The 22918-nt window shown below is 35.5% G+C and carries 20 protein-coding genes; all 20 read right to left on the bottom strand.

Annotation, left to right across the window (positions count from 1 at the left end):
- Nucleotides 1-318: glycosyltransferase (locus BLV53_RS08700; RefSeq protein ID WP_139298943.1), on the bottom strand; the 318-nt coding region annotated here is incomplete at its 3' end.
- 11 nt (nucleotides 319-329) lie between these two features.
- The gene (locus BLV53_RS08695) at nucleotides 330-854 is read right to left on the bottom strand and encodes a GNAT family N-acetyltransferase (protein WP_090299922.1); all 525 of its coding nucleotides are present in this window, start codon (nucleotides 852-854) and stop codon (nucleotides 330-332) included.
- Entirely contained in the window at nucleotides 854-1987 is a 1134-nt protein-coding gene (gene rffA, locus BLV53_RS08690) for a dTDP-4-amino-4,6-dideoxygalactose transaminase (protein ID WP_090299919.1), read from the bottom strand. The genes BLV53_RS08695 and rffA overlap by 1 nt, the downstream gene beginning before the upstream one ends.
- Before the next feature lie 94 nt (nucleotides 1988-2081).
- Complete coding sequence (locus tag BLV53_RS08685; protein ID WP_090299917.1) at nucleotides 2082-3311, bottom strand: hypothetical protein; 1230 nt, start codon at nucleotides 3309-3311, stop codon at nucleotides 2082-2084.
- Between the two features lie 66 nt (nucleotides 3312-3377).
- Nucleotides 3378-4550, bottom strand: coding sequence for a hypothetical protein (locus tag BLV53_RS08680; RefSeq protein ID WP_090299915.1), 1173 nt, complete (start codon nucleotides 4548-4550; stop codon nucleotides 3378-3380).
- A 7-nt stretch (nucleotides 4551-4557) separates the two neighbouring features.
- On the bottom strand, nucleotides 4558-6036 hold the full coding sequence (locus tag BLV53_RS08675; RefSeq protein ID WP_090299913.1) for a hypothetical protein: 1479 nt from the start codon (nucleotides 6034-6036) through the stop codon (nucleotides 4558-4560).
- A gap of 20 nt (nucleotides 6037-6056) precedes the next feature.
- Nucleotides 6057-7547 (bottom strand): DUF6056 family protein, encoded by a 1491-nt coding sequence (locus tag BLV53_RS08670; RefSeq protein WP_090299911.1) that lies wholly within the window; start codon nucleotides 7545-7547, stop codon nucleotides 6057-6059.
- Nucleotides 7548-7560: 13 nt separating this feature from the next.
- On the bottom strand, nucleotides 7561-9060 hold the full coding sequence (locus BLV53_RS08665; protein ID WP_090299909.1) for a hypothetical protein: 1500 nt from the start codon (nucleotides 9058-9060) through the stop codon (nucleotides 7561-7563).
- A 46-nt stretch (nucleotides 9061-9106) separates the two neighbouring features.
- Nucleotides 9107-10693, bottom strand: coding sequence for an AAA family ATPase (locus BLV53_RS08660; RefSeq protein WP_090299907.1), 1587 nt, complete (start codon nucleotides 10691-10693; stop codon nucleotides 9107-9109).
- A 46-nt stretch (nucleotides 10694-10739) separates the two neighbouring features.
- Nucleotides 10740-12356, bottom strand: coding sequence for a hypothetical protein (locus BLV53_RS08655; RefSeq protein WP_090299905.1), 1617 nt, complete (start codon nucleotides 12354-12356; stop codon nucleotides 10740-10742).
- An 11-nt stretch (nucleotides 12357-12367) separates the two neighbouring features.
- Entirely contained in the window at nucleotides 12368-14062 is a 1695-nt protein-coding gene (locus BLV53_RS08650) for a glycosyltransferase family protein (RefSeq protein ID WP_090299903.1), read from the bottom strand.
- Nucleotides 14063-14176: 114 nt separating this feature from the next.
- On the bottom strand, nucleotides 14177-14749 hold the full coding sequence (locus BLV53_RS08645) for a hypothetical protein (protein WP_090299901.1): 573 nt from the start codon (nucleotides 14747-14749) through the stop codon (nucleotides 14177-14179).
- A 136-nt stretch (nucleotides 14750-14885) separates the two neighbouring features.
- Entirely contained in the window at nucleotides 14886-15818 is a 933-nt protein-coding gene (locus BLV53_RS08640; protein ID WP_090299899.1) for a transketolase family protein, read from the bottom strand.
- Nucleotides 15811-16647 carry a transketolase gene (locus BLV53_RS08635; RefSeq protein WP_090299897.1) on the bottom strand — a complete coding sequence of 279 codons (837 nt, stop codon included), beginning with the start codon at nucleotides 16645-16647 and terminating at the stop codon, nucleotides 15811-15813. The genes BLV53_RS08640 and BLV53_RS08635 overlap by 8 nt, the downstream gene beginning before the upstream one ends.
- 24 nt (nucleotides 16648-16671) lie before the next feature.
- Entirely contained in the window at nucleotides 16672-17685 is a 1014-nt protein-coding gene (locus tag BLV53_RS08630; protein ID WP_090299895.1) for a beta/alpha barrel domain-containing protein, read from the bottom strand.
- Nucleotides 17686-17703: 18 nt separating this feature from the next.
- Complete coding sequence (locus tag BLV53_RS08625; protein WP_090299892.1) at nucleotides 17704-18375, bottom strand: acylneuraminate cytidylyltransferase family protein; 672 nt, start codon at nucleotides 18373-18375, stop codon at nucleotides 17704-17706.
- A complete protein-coding gene (locus BLV53_RS08620) occupies nucleotides 18372-19781 on the bottom strand; it encodes a hypothetical protein (protein WP_090299890.1) in 1410 nt (469 codons plus the stop codon). Before BLV53_RS08620 ends, BLV53_RS08625 begins: the two co-directional genes overlap by 4 nt.
- The gene (locus BLV53_RS08615; RefSeq protein WP_090299888.1) at nucleotides 19765-20721 is read right to left on the bottom strand and encodes a glycosyltransferase family 2 protein; all 957 of its coding nucleotides are present in this window, start codon (nucleotides 20719-20721) and stop codon (nucleotides 19765-19767) included. Before BLV53_RS08615 ends, BLV53_RS08620 begins: the two co-directional genes overlap by 17 nt.
- A gap of 81 nt (nucleotides 20722-20802) precedes the next feature.
- Nucleotides 20803-21855: a WaaS/CpsH family glycosyltransferase gene (locus BLV53_RS08610; protein ID WP_090299886.1), complete on the bottom strand. Its 1053-nt coding sequence runs from the start codon at nucleotides 21853-21855 to the stop codon at nucleotides 20803-20805.
- A 100-nt stretch (nucleotides 21856-21955) separates the two neighbouring features.
- Complete coding sequence (locus BLV53_RS08605) at nucleotides 21956-22918, bottom strand: GNAT family N-acetyltransferase (protein WP_090299884.1); 963 nt, start codon at nucleotides 22916-22918, stop codon at nucleotides 21956-21958.

Below are 22918 nucleotides of genomic sequence, written 5' to 3'. Positions count from 1 at the left end.
AAGCTTGTCTACCTCGTCAGCAGGTGTCTGACCATCATCATCCAGGCATACAACTACATCACCTGATACAAAGCTGAATCCAGCCATCAAAGCTGCGTGCTGACCAAAGTTTTTAGCATGGTCTATTCCAATGATATTTTCATTGTCTGCGCAGAGTCTACGAATAACACTTAGTGTGCCATCTGGCGAACAGTCATTGACTAAAATGATTTCGTAGGTATGCTCTGTCATTTGCTGCATTTTATTTTGTATTTCGCTTACTACTATTTCCAGAGTTTTTTCAGATCTATAGCATGGTATTACAAAAGAAACTTTCATTTTCTGCACCTTCAATCCTTATATCTAGCCATAAAAATCACGTCATGATAGAGTCCATCTATACAAACATCGTCATGGAATAATCCCTCTTTTACAAACCCTGCATGCTCATAGGATTTGTATGCTCGAATGTTGTCAGATAAAACTCTTAAATATATTTTATGCATACTCAAATGTGAAAAAGCATAGTCTACTATAAGTTCTGCAGCCTCGCGTCCTCGGCCACCTCCCAAATAGTCTTCCTCACCTATGAAAATGCCATATTCACCTTTGTGATTAACATTGTCAATATCCTGGATATACACGCAGCCGATTCTTTTATCATCCTGCTTGTCCCAGATAATGTACTGAATGGTTTCACCTGTATCCACATGGGATTTTATCCAGGCCTTTTGCCCTTCTATGGTAAATTCGCCTCGGTATATATAGCGTTCTCTTACCAACTGGCTATTACGCCAGCGGACAAAATCTGCCAAATCCTCATCTGAAATAGGGGTTAGATATATTTTTTCTCCGTCTATTCTCATATTTGCCATTAGTTCTTGCTATAGAAATCCTTTACTGTTTTTACTACCTTTGCATGATCCTCATCTGTAAGACCATAGTAAAGAGGAAGTCTGACAAGTCTCTCACTTTCCTTTGTGGTAAAGATATCTTCGCCACTGAAGCGACCATATTTTTTACCGGCAGGTGCAGAATGAAGAGGAATATAGTGGAATACCATAAGGATATCATTTTCCTTGGCATAGTTAATAAGTGCTGTACGCTCCTCCAAGTCCTTACACTTAAGATAGAACATATGGGCATTGTGAGTGCAGCCTTCAGGAACCACTGGTAAATCAACTTTTCCTGCATCAGCTAATTCTTTGAAAGCGTCATAGTATTTGTTCCAAGAGTTCATTCTGTCATCAAAAATCTTGTCAGCAGATTCCAACTGACCATAGAGATAGGCAGCATTAAGCTCAGATGGAAGATATGAAGAGCCTGCCTCTACCCATGTGTATTTATCAATTTGTCCACGGAAGAATTTAGCTCTGTTTGTACCCTTTTCACGGATGATTTCTGCTGGCTCAATCATATCCTGATTTTTAATCAAGAGTGCTCCACCCTCACCCATTGAATAGTTTTTAGTTTCATGGAATGAGAAAGCGCCGTAATCTCCGATTGTTCCGAGGGACTTTCCCTTGTATGTGCTCATGATACCCTGGGCAGCATCCTCTACTACAAGCAGATTATGTCTGCGGGCAATATCCATGATAGTATCCATCTCGCAAGATACACCAGCGTAATGAACAGGCACGATTGCCTTTGTATTTTCTGTAATTGCTGCTTCGATTTTGTTTTCGTCAATATTCATTGTATCTGGGCGGATATCCACAAACACAACCTTCGCTCCACGAAGTACAAACGCATCAGCTGTAGATACGAATGTATATGAAGGCATGATTACTTCATCACCTGGTTTAATATCACATAAGAGGGCAGCCATTTCTGTAGCATGTGTGCAAGATGTGGTCAGAAGCACCTTTGGTGATCCTGTTTTTTCCTCAAGCCACGCATTACATTTCTTAGTGTATTCGCCATCACCGCAGATCTTGTGCTTTGCGATGGCGTCCTCGATATATTTTGTTTCTGTTCCCACAAATGGTGGGACGTTAAATGGTATCATTTTGTATCCTTCCTAAATATGTTATAATCTTGTCCTTTATATAATTGAATAGCCTATTATTTCTATAATACATATGGAGCTCATACTGTTCAAATTACAAATAATCTCCTCCATTTAGTAACGACATAAAATAACATACACCGCATATCAAATGCAGCAGCAATGCAATAGTCTCTGCTACTAATTTCTTGTTAACTTTGAATCTTTCATCTTCTGAATAAGCCTCTTTTATATCAATACACCATTCTTCTAATGATACAAAGAAAACAACAAACAGGCCACAGATATAGCCCCATGCAAAGTTAAAGTGCATCGCCCTAAATCCTTTTTCATATAAGAAAAAGGCCATCAATAGCCCCGCAAGATATATTTGCCATCCAAACCGATATTGTTCAGATTCACGCAACTGCTTTATATGAAATAACAGTACAACAATAGGAAACCCTGCTGCTAAAATTATTGCCAAAGGAAGGTTGGATACATAGTTCAACCACACTTTGCCTAAACATATTCCTATACCATTATCCTCTCCTCTACTAGATGTTCCTGTAAACACTCCAGCATATTGATATAGTAATACACACAAAGTAGGAACATATGTTAATGCCAAACATAAAGTCTGCCTAAAATTTTTAAACTTCATTTTAAGCAACCTATATATTGCAACTATACCGACCACTGCCATGTGTGGTAATGTATATGCTGGTTTAGTCATTGTAACCAAAAACATAAACAATGAAAAAATTAGATAATTTTTGTGTTTTGCAAACGTCAGTATTTCTGCCTTTTCAAAATCCGACTCATAGTTAAGCATAGTGTATGCTCCATAAATGAATGAGCCAATTATAAATGGACGAGACGCCAAATAGGTGGCATTATGCCAAGCGTTATGTGTAAATACACCTACATATCTATTATAAATCCCTACTTTTGCAAATAAGGGATTATAAATCATTGAACAGAAAAATAATGCTACTGTTGAAAAGGTAGCTAATATTCCAATATTTGTTTTTTTTCGGAAACTTATTCTAGTATAGATTAACGCTAAAATGTTAAAACCTGTAACTGTTAGTGACATCGCTAAGCTCGGCCAAACAAATTTATTTAGTAGAGCTGCCGTTTTGAACATTATAGGATAGGGAAAACTATAGTCAGTAGGTATTCCTAACATTTCATCAATATAAGCACCTATATCTGAGTGATATATTTCACCGTTAGAAGCTTGCTTATAAACTAAAACGAACATTAACACAGTACATATAAACAATGTTCCTATCCAAATTACTAAATCAAACAATTTATATTTCTTATCATTCCTATACATATATTATCCCTTTAACTATGGTACTCCTTCTTACTCAACCAAATTTACTAAAATATTATAATTTGATTAAAATCTGTAGTCACAATTTTTATATGTGATATACATGTAACATAACCCTACAAATACTTGATACACAAACATTATATAAGCTAAATTCACACGCCATTTTGCGATCTTATTCTGTTTGTCTCTAATATATCCATCAGCCATAAATAAAACTGTTGTCAATTGAATTGCTAAGTCGTAACCCCAACTAAAATCATTGGTTCCACCTTGAGTTAATAGGAAAAACTGAGCCCACCCTATAATCAACGCAGTTAGTGTAATTACCATCGCCACATTTTCTTTTACACGTTTATAATCAAACAATATAAATACAACCGGAACCATCACTAACGATATTCCTATTACTTTGAGTACACTGTAATCGTAATATGTACCAAAATGAATACTAACATCCATCTTGTCTGTATTATTCTTAAATACCGATAATTGCCACACCATTATCAATAACGTCGGTAATACTGCAATAAAATTTTTAATTCCAATAAAAATATCCTTATTTGAGCACATCACGAACAAAGTATATACTCCCATTGCTGCTATATATACGGTTGCCCAACTAGGTTTTGCTAATACAGAAAGTGCGCTAAATATAGAAAAAAGTAAATAATCTTTATTATTATTTTTAAAATCGTTCATGTATTTTATGAAAAAATAAAAGCATAATAGACCTATTGGTCTCACCACAACTATAGTTGGATTATGCAATGGATTAGGTCCCGCCTGCCACCTAAAATATACCCAATCATTTAACCAACTCCTTGCGCCCATAAAAATCATCGCGGATATACTTAAAAAATCAACAAAATATGAATTTTCTACCTTTGTATATTTTTTTATAATAAATCTAAAAACAAGAATTGAGCAAACATTGCATAAGGTCAAAAAAACTGCCTGAACCGTTACGTAATCAAGTCTGAACATATAATGCAACAGCTTAATACTGATGTGAAATAACGGGTATGGTGCAACAAGTGTTAAACCAACATCCAATAAATCCTGGGCGTCTATTTCCGGACGAATAATATATTTCGCAAGTTTAATATGCTCCTCAAAATCCCAATATGGTCCTAATGTGTAATAGATAAGAATCCATATTAGGCTAACCGCTATAACACCTAACCAAAATGGTGTGTCAGTATAATTTTTAAAAATATATTCCAACTTTTTCTTCATTTTATTTCTACCTTGTACTATATAAATCCATATCCAAAAATGTATCTAGATATTTCCAACCGCTAGGCTGAACATATTTCTCAGCAGGGCTGCCTTTACCAATCATAACGTATTTTGCTTTTAAAGATCCGCCGTTTTCTTCTAAATATTCATCTCTACAACAATTTAATCCAAACTTCGATGGTACACCATATAAAGTTTGGGTTCCATATGCCCATACAATTGTATTATCCCATTCACTAATTCCCTGTTCCGCATTTAAATAATCTGTCAAACGACTTACTTCAGTTTCAAATGAAGCATTACTACTTGTGTTTAAAAATTTTACATCTCCCTTAGTAAACCATGTCATGTAAAAGGAAAGTAGCAGCACTACTCCAATGAGGGGACTTGCCTTTTGATCCATAGCCAGTATTAGGAAGAATCCACATACAAGACAAATAAACTGTCTCCCACCGTTTCCTACATCATAAAGCATCCAAAAAGCTGCTATAAAAGCTAATGGGATTATTAGAACAGATACATATGACAATTTCCTATCACGGAACGTCTTATATAATAACCAAAGCATTGCAATAATAAGTAATACATATGAAGCATACCACATATAATTCCGTGCTAAAGTCCCTAGTATAAGTTCCTTACATTCTGAATATGCTAAAAGAAATCTCTCTAAAGTGCTTTCAATCCCTGGTCGTATACCATATCTAAATGCCCGAACCCAAGAAGCATCTATTAGAGGCCAAAAATATAATGATGTATATTTTTTTATTATTACAATATATGTAGCAGTAGATAATATCATCACTATGCCTATAATTGCTGAGACTAATTTACCGACCTTTTTTAAGGCAAAGTAGAATAATGGTAAACCAAATACTGCGCAATATCCTCTCATTAATGTTAAAAGAACTAGAAGAACCAATGCTATAACCAACCAAATATTAAATTGTCTTGAATCATATGAATATTTGAATGCAATTATAACATAAATAACGGTTAGAGACGCAATAAAGCTTTCCGCCATACACTGCAAACTATAGTAATGTAATATGCCAAAACTAATCCACATAATCGAGAAAGACGTGAATTGAACCAGCCTTGGTTTTAATAAAATTACAAATAATTCAAAGGCAATAATCCAATAAATAACATTGTATATAATTGGGGAAGAATAATTCCATCCAGCTATCATTCCCAATAATGTAAAAGGAACATATATAATTGGTGACCATGCCGCCATTTTCCCAATTTCTGCATGGCTTTCATTAAAACCATAATAGCCCTGTAAGTTGCCCCCATTCACCAAACTCTCAATTTGCTTATAATATAATATTCCATCCCCCCAAGAAGATATTGGCAAATCAAATACACTATCTCCAAATCTCAAATTTAAAAAGTAGTATATAAATGTTGTCATTATAGGTATAATCACGCCTAAAACAAGCATAAAATACCTTTTCATTATGTTTCTATCTTTCCCCATTAAAATCATCCCATCATCAACTATTCATTAAAATAAACTCTTATTCTATCCTTTCCATAGAAAATTGCCGCACACTGATTACATCCTCCATAATATATTTTTTTATCTCCAGACCAGTCCCAATCACTAGTTCCATCATCTAAACTTGTATAATACACATACTGGCACCAATCCACATTTTGTCTATAAATCTCAACATCCATATCAGGAGATTCTATTATCTCATCTATAATATCATCCCAGAAATAATAGCTTTCTTTTATTAATGCCACATGTTCTTTTATGTCAGATGGTATTAATACACCTATCTCCTCTTGATGATTTGCGCAGTATATATAATTAATTAAAACACAACAAAGCCCTAATGGAATAACAATTTTCCATTGTATTTCTCTGTCAATCTTTACGGCTAGCCATTGTCCCAATCTAAATGTTAATACTGCAAAAGCTATGAAAACTAAATAATCTTCTACAAAATATATTCTAGGTGTAAATTCTGAATCATATGTCTTATGTGAGCCTACTACATATGGAGCTACTGCACCAAATGCAGCCACAAGTGAACACAGATAACCCATAATAATCACAAGAATCTTAGGCTTCTTTTCAGACTTAACCATCATTCCGGCTAATAGGATCAAAACAATAAATAAGATAATCCATGGTCGCGTCTGATATGATACAGTAAAACGAGTTTTCACACGATAAGCTGTTACCATTAAAGCTTCTACATAATCTACAGGTATATCCTCTCCACTTCTCTCACGTATACCAGGCGCTGCAATCATAAGAAGTCCGACAAAAATATATAATACTAAAGGGAGAATTTTTCTTGTTAATTTCTCACCATTTTTATAATTATAAATAAAAACATAAATGACATAAAATATGCCAGTTGCCACACAATTCATTAAACAAGTGCAGGTAATCATTCCTAGAATAATCATCAGAATGTAATCCTTTTTGCTACGTGTATCGTTATACTTTACAATATTTCCATAGGCAAACATACTCACCATCATCATCAGAGAGTATCCAGGTACACCTGACCACCAATTATATACATCGCTATAATAATAGCTTGTAAGAAGCAGTAATGCCAACAAGAATGTAAATATATCTAATACATAACTATTCTGCACAGCTCCCAATAGCTTTACTAATCTTCTTACAGCATACAGCGTTCCTATGATAACTAATAGAAATACAATTACCATACAGATTCCAAAGCTATGCCCCCTATCTTTAAACCAATATAACGGATTAAATAGTACCTGTGTGAAGGCAGCAAATACACCTGACTGTCCAAAGCTATGCATATAGTTCCATCCAGCTCTATGCAAAGCCTCTCCAACCAAATTACTTCCCCACCAATTAATTCCATGGGCAAAATCGTCATTTGCTGGCATAGAATAATAAACACTATATACAAAAGGGCTAAGTAACCATATATATCCTATTATCAACGGAATTCTAAGTAATATTTCTTTAATATTTATTTTCTTTAACATAAACCTATTTACCTTACTGATTATCAAAATACAATGTGACAGATTTTTTCTGATAATATACGTTCAACATAATTTGTTTAGAACTATAGACTTCATCAAAATCTACATCAAATGTTTCCCCACTAACTAACCCTGAATATAGGAAATATGGGGTCCATGAAACATCTGACTCTCTATGGACCTTTACATCATCATCTGGTGATTGTTCTATCTCTAAAAGAACGCCATCCCATAGGTCATAGCTTGATTTAATAAGTTCTTTCTTGTTATACATATCAACTGGAACAGAGTTGAGATAGGCGCTATTTCTAACAAGACCAATCACACCCACTATGACAATACAGACTGTTACAAGAGCTATATGACTGCTCTTAAAATCTATTTTTATTAATCTTGCGAATTTCCTTCCTATCACCATAGCAAATATGCCTATACATATGACAATCAGAAGCCCCATTACATATTGCATTCTTACATCCATATATGTAGTTGTGAAATTACGTCCATACATATATGGAAAAATAGAACCCAATATTGCTATCCCGCAAACTAATCCTAACATAAAAATATTAGTAGTTTTGTGCTTATTTTTATTTGAGGCTATACCTATCAAAAATATACCCAAAAATGCTGCTAATACCCATGGTTTTACAACAATTGTAGACGTAATCCTAGAGACAATATCTATAACAGATTGTCTAACTGCATTTCCTAAATTGGATTCAACTTGATATCCAGATTGTCTTACGAAATTTCCCGGAGCAAAAACTACTGATACTCCAAGTACCACAAACTCCAATAATGGTAACAATCTATGAACTAATTCTTTTTTATCTGTGATGGTTCCTTTACCAACCAAAAACATCAAGTATATATACACTACACCAAGTGGGACATCACAAAACTCATTTGTTGCAGGTATGATAGCTGTTACTGATAGCCACACCATATATTTTAGTTCTTTTGTTTCCAAGTATTTTATATTTAGTGCTACAGCTAATAACATAAGTGCCATAGGAAGAGCATAAGCTGTCGCTCCTACATACCAGTTATAAGCTTCAACGTAATAATAAGTTGTATAAAAAGTAGCTATTAGTATAAACGTTGACCAATTTGAAAGAATTCCATTGCAATCTAATATATATCTTATTATCTCGTTTAGTGAGTATATGATTATCCCTGTGAAAAAGAGAAACAAAACGATCATATATACTCCATATGCATGACCTAGATGAATATGTAGATTCAATGGATTAATAATTTTTTGAATGATAAATATTAACCATCTTCCGCTGTGAAATCGCCAGTTCCACACACTATACAATATTGCATTTAGCAATAAATTGTCTGAACAAGTGTCCGCGCCAAAAGCAAAATCATCACTCGCTGGCACAGAATAATACAAAGAATAAAAATACGGAACAAACAACACTAAATACAGGATTCCCAGTATATATCTATGTACATGCTTCTTTGACAGAAACTTTCTATAACTATTTTCCATTTTAATCATTTACCCTTCTAATTGAAGCCAAGCTCACTGTAACCATATGGCAAAATTATTTTTGTAATCTATTAATTTTGCAACTATGCCGCTTTGTCTTTTCATCATAGTTTATTCCCACCATTAAAATATCACCACTGAAAGCCTTTATTATCTCGGGATAATTTTTATTCTCTATCTGAGAAATCGCAGCCTCAGCAGTTTTGTTCCATTTTAATTCTATAACCAAAGCTGGATCCGCAGTGGTCTTTTGGGGAATATATACAACATCAGCCACACCTTTACCGGATGGCAACTCTTCTATTTTACTGTATTTATCTACACAAGTTAGATATGCAAACTTGATGACATATCTCAAGGCTTGCTCGTCATTATAGAATGTTGGCGCATATTCCGACATTCTTATATCATCTATAGTTTTCGCTACTTTTTCCTCATTTTGCTCGATAGTATCTTGTAATAAAGTATCTGATTGTGTAACTAACTTGGCCAATTCACTTTTTGATGAATTTTTTAACAGGGCTACAAACTCTGTTTTTATTTCCTCATTTGGAATTCTTGCCTTATGAGTTATACTATCAAAAGCCAAATATCCAAGGTGTATTAACAATGTCAACACATCATCTTTTGTCTTGAATGTTTCAACATCATTGCTGAAGCCCGATATATCAACTTCAAGATGCTCACCTGTTATAAGTCTAGCGATATCATCCTGCAATCCTGCAAAATTCATACTGATATATGTAACTAATGATTCGGCTGCAGTTGTCTTTTGCCAATATGACTCAAAACTATTGCGAGACACTGCTTGCATGACTGAATAGGGATTGTATATAGATGTTCCTTTGTCAAATAAGTATCCATCATACCATTCCTTAAAGAGTTGCGGATTCAATCCTTTATCTGAACAAATCTGACAAACCTCTTTTTCTAAGAAACCAGTATATTCAGTAAATACACCGGGATTTAATATCGAATATTCATTAAAGTCTGATATGGCAGATTCTGTCCCATCCTTTTTAATTGGAAGAATTCCTGTCATATATGCACCTGCTACTACTCTTGGTGTAATATTTCCGTTTTTGAATATCTCCCTTAGAAAATTCAAATAACCAATCTGAACTTTATCATTTTTTTTTGCTTCTCGAATAAGGGCATCCCATTCATCAATGATAAACACTATCTTTTTTCCTGTATATTCCACATAGTCTAATAAACATTCAGATAATCTTCTAGTATCATCAACTCTAGACTCCGCCTTACATAAATCTCGGATAATATCTTTTTTAAGCAAAGGCACAAAGTTTATTAAATCCTTACCCTCGCCATTCAATTCAGAAAGCAATCCAGTTATATCAATATAAATAACATTGTATTTATTTATAAATTTTTCATAATCATCTGATTTTGAAATCTCTAATCCTTCAAATAAAGAATGGGAGTCACATGTATAATCATAATAAGCGCATAACATTTGGGCAGCATAAGATTTTCCAAAACGCCTAGGTCTACTGATACATGTCAATTTGCTAGATGTATCAATAGTGTCGTTTATTAATCTAATTAAGCCCGTTTTATCTATATAATCTTTGTCTTTAATTGTGGCAAAACCACTATTGCCTGGATTTAAATATGTACCCATTTTTATCATTCTTTCATAAAAATATAATAAGTCTACAATTTAATAATCAATTGCTATTAAACCTGGCATCCTTTACTACTGAAACTACACATACACATATTGTCAATAGTGTGATAATCTCACTTATCCGCCATAACAGCGGCTCTCTAAAGCGAATTGTAAGATTTTCTGGATGTTCTAATTTGGGGATTTTAATCAGATTATTATCTCCCGCCGACCAATCTATCTCAGTTCCATTTTCATCTAAAACATAAACATTTTTATATGAGAGAACTGGAATAATAATGCCATCCGCTGTTTCTACAAACTCCGACGTCTTAAGCGACTCCCTATCTGTATCTACTGGCAAATAGAGTTTGTCAGCCCAACTTTCCACCGCTGTCTCATTGGTGACTGTCGTATTGTAAATTGATAGTGTGTAATCAAAATATCCTGTACATACTACTGCTAATGCTGCAAAGCCAGCTATAACAAAAATTACCTTTTTACTGATAAGTTGCTTCAGACTATATGTGCCTGAAATTATAAAACACGTTGTCATCACCATAAGGTACCTCCATGGATACTGAACAGATGACACCAGCTTGTCTAAAACTGATTCCCCTGCAAAAACGTCCCATGGAAAATATACTGTGGACACCCATCCTGCAATAATACCACAGATGAATAACACAACAATATTTCTTGATAAAGCCTGCTTCTTTTTCGCAATGGCAATGATTATAAATATGAGTGTCACGATAAAACAAAGCACAACTGATATGCCTATATTTAAATGACCTTCATCAGCCGCAGTCCATTGAAAACTACTACCACCACCATATGTCAACATTCCAAACAACTGACTGATATATAAACCTTCTGATCTGATACTATCCTTTGTCAAAATATTGTTGATATATAAATCCATAGATGTATAGGAATCTATAAATGGGATGATAAAAAACGCGTTTATCCCGAAGATAAATAATAGAGCTAATCCAAGCTCCCTAAGATGTTTTAATGTGTCTTTCCATAGAACCAGACAATATATCAATGCCAATACTACTACAATCTCAGTTGTAAGTATGTGGCTTTGAATCATGCCGGTTGCACCAATTACAAGAGGAAGTATAGTTCCCACCCTATTTTTTTCTGTATTATCAATATCATATATGCGATAAAGGCCATAAGTTACAAGTGGTATAAATATCATGGCAGTGTATTCACCAACTGCTGCACGAACATAAAGATTAGTCAATCTGTAGCCTGCCAACATATACAAACCTGTTGCAAATAATCCCCACTCCCCAGACCTAAACAATCTCTTAAAACTATAAAAACTCACAAAAACTGTAACAGCATTTACCAAAATAAGATAAATATTGTAGCATCTCCATAGCTTTACACCTATATTAAAAAGAATCGCTGGAATGTACAAAAAGATATTTCCATAAAATGTGGTACACACATATCCGTGTCCATACCAAGCTCCACTTTCATATCTTACTGGAAACTGCCCCTTTGAAAGTTCATCTGCAATAGCTTGAATCCTGCCTAAATGAAACTGTAAATCGTGTCCAGCTTCATATATGCCGCTTCTAAACGCAGGCAGACTCGCCACAAATATAATTCCTAAAAGAAATATTGAATAAATAAATTTTTGTTTAGTTATTTTTTGCATCGAAATATCTATTATCTCCCCCACAAAACAAAATCTCCGTCCTTGGCTACTTGCGCTGTATAATTTTCCATTATGTATTTTCCGACCTCACCATCCATGAAATCCTGATATTTTACATTACTGGTATCAATGAGCACATAATCCGCCTGGTTATCTGGATTTATTTCATAATATTCTAATAGCTTTGTATTTTTCTGTGTGCGGGCATATACAGAATACGTACCTTGCTTTGCATCGCAATTCAAATATCCTGTGCTATTACTTCCAAATGCTACGAGAAGCTTGTCATCTTTGGATACATAGTTTGTAACTAAATTATAAACGGATTGGTTAGCCTTATAGTCCTCCGGAAGAAGAGCTATACCTTTTAGCTCACCTTCAGTAACAATCCATCTTTCCTTTAATATGTCTGAATAGCCACCGTTACCTTCTGCCACCCAAAAACATAAGAAGAATACAGCTGAAATAATCATCAATCTCACTAAACCGAGCATCTCACCATTAGTGCATAACAACAATATGACAGCTATTGCGGCATACACTGCCATGTGGCCTGGCACAGAAATATCCTGATTTGTAGATACAGCCCAAACAAATTGCGCTGCAGTAGACATGGTAAACATCAACCATAGTACTTCTTTTTCACTATTGATTGTATTATTGTAGGCGCCAATTACGGTATAGCCATTTTCAGATCTTTCATGGATTAAATATGGGAACCAAAAATAGACTAATATCAGCGCATATATAAATCGCGAATTTGATATGCTATCTACTTTCAAAAAGCAAACAGCTAGTAGAAATACAAACCAGTAAAGCGATAGTATTCCTTTTTCTAAATAATCATCGATATTAATGATTCGCTTAAATAAATTAATCAACACTACTGGTATATATGCGACCACTCCAAATGCTGCATAGCTAATAAGAATTTTTCCGAATCTGACAAATACATTTTCCTCATAATCCTGATCGCCAAGATATTTTAATTGAGATAACGCTTCTGGTATACCAGATGTCAGCTGCAAATATGTCAGAAAAGCAATTCCACATATGACACATGTAGTAACAAATAAAATTAATGGCATAATTCCTATGTCACTGCTATACATCTTCCAGATGATAATAACACCAATAACAACAGCCAATATTAACATGGTTGGATATGCCAAAATAGCTATTGAGGCAGCAATACCTGTTAGGACAAAATAGGCTACGTTTCTGCTTTCATGATATCTAATTAAAAAACAGAGTATTAACATGACTGCAATTTCACAATAGGATTTGTATGAGAAATTTTTCCATGTAACAACAAATAAAAAGTAGAACAGGGCACCATAATATGCACCATCTTCATACGCTGTTTTTCTAATAGTGAAATATAAATAAATAGCCACTAAAGCCCTGACGATCATATAGGCTATTCTCATTAACAAAACAAGACCTATATTTATCCCTGCTGTTTCAAACATTGGCTTAAAAACATCATAATAGAGTGCAAACAACGGCCATGCCAGAAATCCTCCAGTCTGTAGAGATTCCCAGCTATCAACAAACATATGCTGCCCCTGGTTGATTCCTTTATAAATGGTAAGTAACCCATTTTCATCTACATAAAGACCGGAATTTAATGTCCATAGAGCCCATGCAGCAATTACAATTACCAATAAAGACTTTACGAATAAATTTTTAGAACTTTGTTCCATATTTTTCCACCTTAATGCGTACTAATTCAGTATTATAGTTTATCACATTAATCTATTCATAGCAAAAAAAGAACCTGAAGTCGATTGACTTCAGGTTCTCTAAATATCTTTCAATTAATTATTAGTTACACCTATACCAAGATTTGGTGCATAAGTTGGTGTCTGTACAGGAACTGCTCCAGCCTTAATTGCTGTAGTTGAACCTGAAACTAAATCATAAACAGAGTAGATTGTTGCCCCTTTTGCGTAAGCATCATTCCATGTAGGAATAACTCTCCATCCAGCTTCCTTTGGCTCACTAGCGTAATGAACGTAGTATGCAATTATATCATCACCATATTTCTGTCTTAAATCACCATTTCTTGTGGCATAAACATCAATTGCAAACGCAGCATTTGGCTGTCTTTCTTCCCAAATACCAAAATCCAAAAAGTGATTCAAAAGAACAGCATCAGCTTCTGGCTTATAATAATCGTAGCCATAAAAATGCAAAACATCTAAATATGCATTAGCATAATACTTTGCATCAAATACTGTAGAAATAAGCTGTTTTTCTTCTGCTGTGAGCTCTCTCTTGTACTGGTCTGTACGTACATTGCCAGCAAATGCGCTTGTTGTAAATACTGTAACTGCAGTTACTAAAGCAAGAGCTCCTGATAAAATCCTTGTAACTCTGAATTTTTTCATAATAATATTACCACCTTTCTCATTATTGTATTGTCATTACATTTGTAATGTTTGTACATAACCCTATGGTAAGTGTAGAATATAACCATGTACAAATCAAGGTGAAACTATGTATTTTGTGTGAATTATTACACACCTAGTTTATATAATCTACTATGGCTTTAGCATTTAATCCATATTTTTCTTTAATTCCAGCAGATGGTCCAGATTCCATAAATTGATCATGAAAACCAACTGGTTTTACAACAGCTTTATGCTTCTCACCGGCTAATGTTTCGCAAATAACAGAATATAACCCACCCTTGATACTATGATTCTCAACAGTAATAATTGTATCAACCATATCTGCTACTTTGCGAACGCATTCTTCGTCTAATGGCTTGATACTACGGATATTAATAAGTTTACCTTTTTTGCCTGTATTCTTTGATGCTTCCCAGCCTTCAAGAGCCTGCTCCAAGGCACTACCCTCAAAAATAATAGCAAAGTCATCACCTTCATCATATAATATCTCGGCTTTACCTATCTCAAACTTAATATCTTTATCATGGATAATTGGCTGAACCTCTCTAGCAACTCGCATATAACAAGGGCCTTCCATGTCTATCATAGCTCTAATTGCGGCAGCCACCTCATTTTCATCAGAAGGACACAACACTGTCATCCTAGGAATAACTCTACTTATAGCCATATCCTCTGTCGAGTGATGACCTGGACCGTCCGCTCCATCATCTACTCCGGCATGAGTACCAATTATCTTTACATTCAAATTATTATTACATACTTGTCTTGTCTGTGGAAAAGTCATTCCATTTGAAAAAATAGATAATGCCACATATACAGGAATAAAACCTTCTATTGCCATGCCGCCTGCTGCTGATACCGTACTCTGTTCTGCAATACCCATTTCAAAAAATCTATCAGGATGAGCCTGACTAAACTCATAAACATTTACAGATTTGCTTACATCACTTGAAAACACACAAATCTTATTATTTGTCTCAGCAAGTTCTATCAGTGTATTACCGATAGCTTCTTTTGGGATGCTGTATTCATACTGACTAAACATTTGTACCTCCAATCTGAGCCTCAAGCTCAGCCTTAGCTATTTCATATTGCTCATCTGTTGGAATATTACGATGCCACTGACCATCATTTTCCATAAAACTAATTCCTTTACCCTTTACAGTATGAGCAATAATGCATTTAGGCTTACCATATTGAGACTGAAGTGAGGTAATTGCAGAATCAATTTCTTCCATACTATGGCCGTTAATGTCTTTTACAAACCAACCAAAGCTCTCGAGCCTATCAGCTAATGGCTCAATAGAAATAACATTCTCCACTGGTTGATGAGAACAAAGTCCATTTCTGTCAATAATAAGAACCAGATTATCTAGTTTAAAATGCCCAGCTTCCATCAGGGCTTCCCATATCTGTCCTTCATGTGTTTCACCATCGCCAATCATTACATAAACGGTATCGCGGCTCTTCTTTAATTTTTTTGCAAAAGCCATTCCAACTCCATAAGAAAGACCTTGACCTAATAAGCCTGTTGTAACATCTGTTTCAGGAAGTTTTTCTCGATTTGTATGTCCTGAGAGTCTTGAATTAAGCTTTCTAAATGTATGAAGTTCTTCATCTTTAACTATTCCAAGCTCATGTAACTCAGCATACAAAGCTGTAACAGCATGTCCCTTTGAAAGAATAAATCTATCACGTTCATCGCTATCATAATCAATGATACACTCACCAAGATATGTAATAATATCACACGCTGAAAGAGCACCACCAAGATGACCTGATGCCCCATCATGAACCATATTCAGTATCTTTAATCGATTTTTTAAAGCTGTTGCTCTAAGATCGTCATAATTAACATTAAGTATTTTTTTCATTAGATTATTCCTTGCTAAATCTCTTTAATTATTATTTTTATAATCCTCATAAATCTTAGCAGCCAAAACCTTATTGTAGCTTGGCTTATCAGCACCATGAACATTTGAAAGGATTTTGTTGATATCATACATTCCAACATCCCCCTTCTCTATCAAGAACTGAGCGTACTTTCTATTGATACCATATTTAGAAGATATAGCATATGGTAACTCGTAATCCCAATCCTTCTTTGCCTTTTCTTTAATATAGTATTTATCAATAAGACTATAAATTTCATCCATTTTATAATCTGTTCCATGATACTTGTTCATGAACTCGCAAATTTGCTCAAGTCTAAGGTTTCCTGGTACCTCACCTATTCCATAAAGAGTACCATCAACTAACGCTTTTCTTTCAGGGGACTTGAGCTGTAAAAATCTCTGCGCCATAGCGTAGCTGATTCCTTTATTTTCATGAAGATGAATACCAAGAGTAATATCCTTATCAAGATATTTATCAGCCAATTCATAAATATACTCTATTTCTGGCATATCAAGAAGTCCATATGTATCTGCCATCGAAATAGCAAATGGATGTAAATCATTTATACGCTTAAAGTTTTCAATCTTCTGCTCCTCAGTATATGCACCATAAAAATTAATGAGGTTTACCGAACATTTATATCCTTTATTAATGGTTTTTTTGCAGTTTTCGATTCCTTCCTCAAAATCGTAAACATGAAATGTTGTACGAATCAAATCAACATTCCCACCATCATAATCCTCAATGTTGTTTACATCAAAGCGATATGCCATAAGTGCAAATCTGGTATCATATGAATTCTCTGGTATTACCTTTCTAGCATCTGCAACATTTCTAAATAAAGAAACATTTTCATCGTAATCGTCAGTTGTTAAAAAACCTAACTCAATGTAATCAAGGCCAGCTTTGCAAAGACCTAATACTGTATCCAAAATCATATCTTTACCAAATCTTGAATCATTGAGATGGCCTCCATCTCTTAACGATGTATCTAATAAAATTATATTATCTTTCATAAAACACCTTTTCTAATATTAATTCATTCCATATTTATTCTTAATAAAACCATAAACAGCATCTGCTAATTCAAAATCATCAGCATTATCCACATCAACACATTCTACTGCATCGCATTCGGCAATGTAAGGATTTATATTGCTACGGGCATGTGTTTCAGCAAATGATTCTTTAGTAAATACATATGGAGTTGGGATTTCAAGATAATAAGCTTCCATATCCTGTGTACGTGGTGGATTACTTAAATCAAAGTTGAATGGCTTACCATCCTTCCATATGAAGGTCTGTATTTTTTGGCCAGCAAATGCTGACTTGTAATTTCCTGATTGTACTGCTTGTATACATTCTTTAATGTGTTCAGTACTTGTAAAAGGAGTTGTCGCATGGCAAAGAACATATACATCAGCCTCTATAGTCTTGACAAACTCCTCATAAATAGCACGCCCCTTGCAATATTTATCATCCAAAAATGTTGGACGCTGAAGCCATTGCACTCCCTCTGGAAGATAACCTGTTATTTCTTCCTGGCTACAATAGCAATATACTTCATCAATACATTCACCTTTAAGCGCAACTAATTTATCTAAAATAACTTGCACTAGTGGAGTTCCATCAGAAAACTTCTTTAGGTTTTTTCCTGGCAGTCTTTCGTTATTAAGCTTAATAGGTACAAATGCTACTGTTTTCATTTTTTAATCACCTCATCTATAAACTCACAAATATTATGCATTGCATTTGGCTCAAACATTCCATCTGGCTCAACATAGCCCGCAGAATCCGTCTTAATTAAATCGACTACTTCCTCTGCTGTATCAACAATAGGAACATTCTTCTCTTTAATAAAATACTCCATATTAACTACTGTGTCACCAAAATTCAAAAGAATAGTTTTACAACCAAAACCAATTCCTTCCCAAACAGAGGCTGTGCGGGTGCTTACAACAACTGCGCTTTCGGCCAGATATTTGAAAATATGATTTTCACCGTTATCTATCACATCAAGCTTAGGAGTATTAAGCCAAGGATATCTTTCTTTATAGTATCCAAATTCCTTTGGGTGAAGCTTGTATATTATATGATATTCATCCCCTAGTAGTTCCGCTGTTCTGGCAGCCACTTTACTGATTTCTTCACCCTCAGTAAGTGTTGAAATGAAACATATAGTCTTATCATTCTTTGGATTTGCAGATTGATAATGAGCTCTTTGCTTTTCAAAAAACGGGAAACCTACTGTGCGCATTTTTACATTGCCAGGAAGATTTACTATTGGTAACTGGGTCTCGCTGTAGACAAGCTCGTAATCTGGAAGTTCATTCAAATGGTCTTCTGGATTGTATTGCATTGGTGTATGTGTTGGAAATGCGAATCCATGACTATACTCTGCTGTTGGAATACCTCGTTCATGCCCCAACATATTCATGGCATAACATTCCATTGCGTAATAACAAATCTCTATAATAAGCTTTGGTCGTGCTTTGTCCAGAATTTTTCCGCAATATTTCTTAGTCACATCTATGTAGTACATTCTATCAACGATTTCTGGAATAAGCTTATCCTTTAAATCTGGACCAAATTCTTTTTTCAACTCATCAAAGATTGGTGCTAATTTTGCCTTTACCTCTTCAGTTCTTCGCTGCCTCTTTGGTGTATTAAGCTTTTTTGATAGTTTAACCGCAATATTTGTTTCAAAAGCTACCCTGTCAGTAAAATAAACATTGTTCATGCCGTTTGGTTGACAGTGACCGTGATTTTCCGGATGTTCTAGTATAACACTGTTATATTTTTTTGCTATTTCGTCGCAATAAATATCTTCATATACGCCGGTGTCTGGATTTTTTGTTCTGCGACCATTTCCGACAAACAGCACATCAACATTTCTATACATAAAAGGCTTAAGGGCATTCAATGCCATTGTAATAAGCTCCTTTTTTGTAAATGCTGCCTCTGTTTCTTCAGTCCTGCCAACAGTTTGTGCCTTTATAGCATTATGGATTTCATAACGATACAGCGCCCATACATGCATTCCCTCAATCTCTATTTGATTGCATTTATTTTTTTTCTCAAAATATAGAAAATTTTCAATTGTCGGTTCCATATGTTCTCTCACTGATTATGTATCTAGGTCTTTGCTTTGTCTCCATGTAGGTCTTGCCAACATATTCTCCGATTACACCGAGAGAAATAAGCTGGATACCACCAAGGAAAGTAATAGCAACCATAAGGCTTGCCCAGCCTGCGTTGGTGTTGCCAAGGAAATGCTGAACAACTGAATATATAAGGAGCACTAAGCTGATAAAAGCTACAAACACGCCAAAACCTGTAATCATTCTGATAGGCTTTACACTTAGGCTTGTGATACCGTCAAATGCAAGGGAAAGCATCTTTGATAATGGATAGTGGCTCTCTCCTGCGATACGCTCGTTTCTGGCATAGTAAACACTTGTACTCTTAAAGCCTACAAGAGGGAACATTCCTCTAAGGAAAAGGTTTACCTCTTTGAAGTTTGCGAATTCATTAAGGACGCGGCTTGAAACAAGACGATAGTCTGCGTGGTTAAACACAACCTCTGCGCCCATACCATTTAAAAGCTTGTAAAAGCTTTCAGCTGTAAATCTCTTGAAGAAGGTATCTGTCTGACGACTGTTACGTACACCATATACGATTTCACATCCGTCCAAATATGCATCTACCATTTCGTTCATGGCATTGATGTCGTCCTGACCGTCACAATCGATAGAAATGGTGATATCACAAAGCTCCTTTGCTTCCATCAGACCTGCTAAAACGGCATTTTGATGACCACGGTTGCGGCTTTGGGTGATACCTACAAAATGCTCATTCTGCTTTGCTAAATCCTTGATTATTTCCCAGGTTTTATCCTTTGAACCATCATTTACAAACATAACACGAGACTTGTCATCAATCTTTTCAAGATTGATAAGCTCTTTTATTTTGTCCAGAAATAATGGTGCTGTGATTGGAAGAACCTCTTCCTCGTTATAGCATGGTATTACTATGTATAGGACTGGTTTCATTTTTTCTCCTTCTTTTGCCCTCATTCGTCCCTTCGGGACACCTTCCCCCAGAGGGGGAAGGCTTAGTAGAAGAACCCTATTTTAACTAAAAATTTTATCTACGAAAGCATGTATTGAATAGCTTTGTCTAATCTCTTCGTTTTCCAGATATGGTTTTGACAACCATTCTTCGCCTGGAAGAGTAAATGCGCTGTAGTCACCTGATTTTTCTGCTTCATCAGCCTTGGCAGATAAATCTGTCATGATTGCATAATCGTTGTCATTGTAAAAATCGTACTCTGTGATATAGCTATTATTAGTCACCAGCTTTTTCTTGACACCGACAGTCTCAAGTGTGCGCATTGTAAGCCCCTGCTGATGCTCCTGTGTTAAGTCAAGGATTGCCTTGGTTTCAATGCACTGCTGTCTCATTTCATCGTGGGTATATGGCTTAAATGTGATGATATCCATATCCAAATTCTTCACAAGCTTTGGATCTTTAATCTTCTTACCCCAATATACCACTGGGCTCAAGTACAATTTGAACAATAATTTTTTGTCAGGGTTGGCTTTTTTGAACGCCTCTAAATATCTGTAGCGATATGGGAAATAGGCTGAAACACTGACGTAGTCGTATTTGTACTGTGCTGGCTGTTCCATTGTGGCTGCATCAAACTCATCTGTGTAGAAAAGTGGAAGCAGCTCATATCCCATGTCTGTATTTTTTACATCAACTGAGTCAAAATCATATCTCTTGTCAAAAAGTAATCCGAGTTTTCCCTTGTGGCGAACATATTCCACAGGATCCCAGGTGTAATATATGGTTTTAGCACCTGGTGCCAAAGCATTTTCCTTTATGGTAATGATAGTTTCTTCTGACAGAACGTTGCCTCTGATTACAAGGAAATAGTCATAGCCACTGACTGGCTTTTCTGCAAGGATTTGGCTTGTAAGCTGTTTATTGAATTTATCAAATACGTTTTTCCTATGAAGGATATCCTCCATATTTTTTAGAATTAAAAATTTTCCTCTTGAAGGTTCCTCATCATAAAACTTGACATTAGCTCCTCTGGATTCCAGCTCATCCTTGATGTTGGTCTGGAAGGAGTAGAAATTTGGCATTATGATTAGAATATTTTTTTGCTTAAAGTTCATGGTAACCTCTAGTAACACCTCATCCGCCCTCCGGGCACCTTCCCCCTCGCCGGGGTGGCAGATAACGCTAAAGCATTATCTCATCCCTCAAGGGGAAGGCTTAAAGGTGATTAATAGCCTCCTCAGCTTCTTTACGTATGATTTCTGGGTTGAATACTTTGCGGAAGCGATAGTACTCTACCGGGCGACCACCGTATTCGCGGAAGCTGTGGTTGATTTGCTTTACTACACTGCCTTCAAAGTCGAATTTAAGGCCCTTTTCATGGGCTTTCTCGATTGACTTGTGTACTAATGCATCGTAAGTCTGAAGTCTTGAATGCTCTGGAACAGGACCACCTGCATCAAGATATAAGCTCTCATCATCCCACACTAAAAAGCTAAGGGATAATACTTCGTCATTTTCTCCAAGTGCTGCAAATACTTCACCTGCGTTATGTGCATAAGCCGCTTCGTATATACGAATCCATTGTTCACGTGTAAATGGAACTGGAAGATTCTGTCTGGCAAAAATCTTTTCGTGCTCTGTGTAGAATGTATCAGCATCGATTGTTCCGAAATGATGAACGTTCTTTTCGCCTTTTCGAATCATGTTTTTATATTTACTGCTGATTCCAGCGTCAACCTTTTCCATATCGCTGGTATCCTCAATAACATAAGTATATCTAGGAATGCAGCTATATCTGTGCCAGAAAAATGGAAGGAAGTTTTGATATTTGTACTGGAATTGCTGCTCGTAAATATCAAGCCCCATGCTTTCGATAAATTCTATAGCTGCATCGCAGATTTCTTCCTCGTAGCTGGCGCGTTTTGCTAAAGATTGTGGATCCTTTGGATAGCTAACCACCAAACCGTTTGTCTGTGTGAGTGGTGGCTTGGTGATACGCTTTACACCATTTTTATCCTCAAGATAATATGGCATTGCTGCCCATATACGGCCTCCCTTTTCATAGATCCACACATCCCAGTTCTCAGGGCCTACAATGGCGTCGAGCCACCATGGCTGCGAATAAATGCAGACGTAGTTGTCGGCGCAAAATTTGTTGAATAGTTCTTTGTTATTCAT

It is taken from the genome of Pseudobutyrivibrio sp. ACV-2 (genome assembly GCF_900107545.1).
Lineage (GTDB): Bacteria > Bacillota > Clostridia > Lachnospirales > Lachnospiraceae > Pseudobutyrivibrio.
This window is presented reverse-complemented; position numbering and strand designations above follow the sequence as displayed.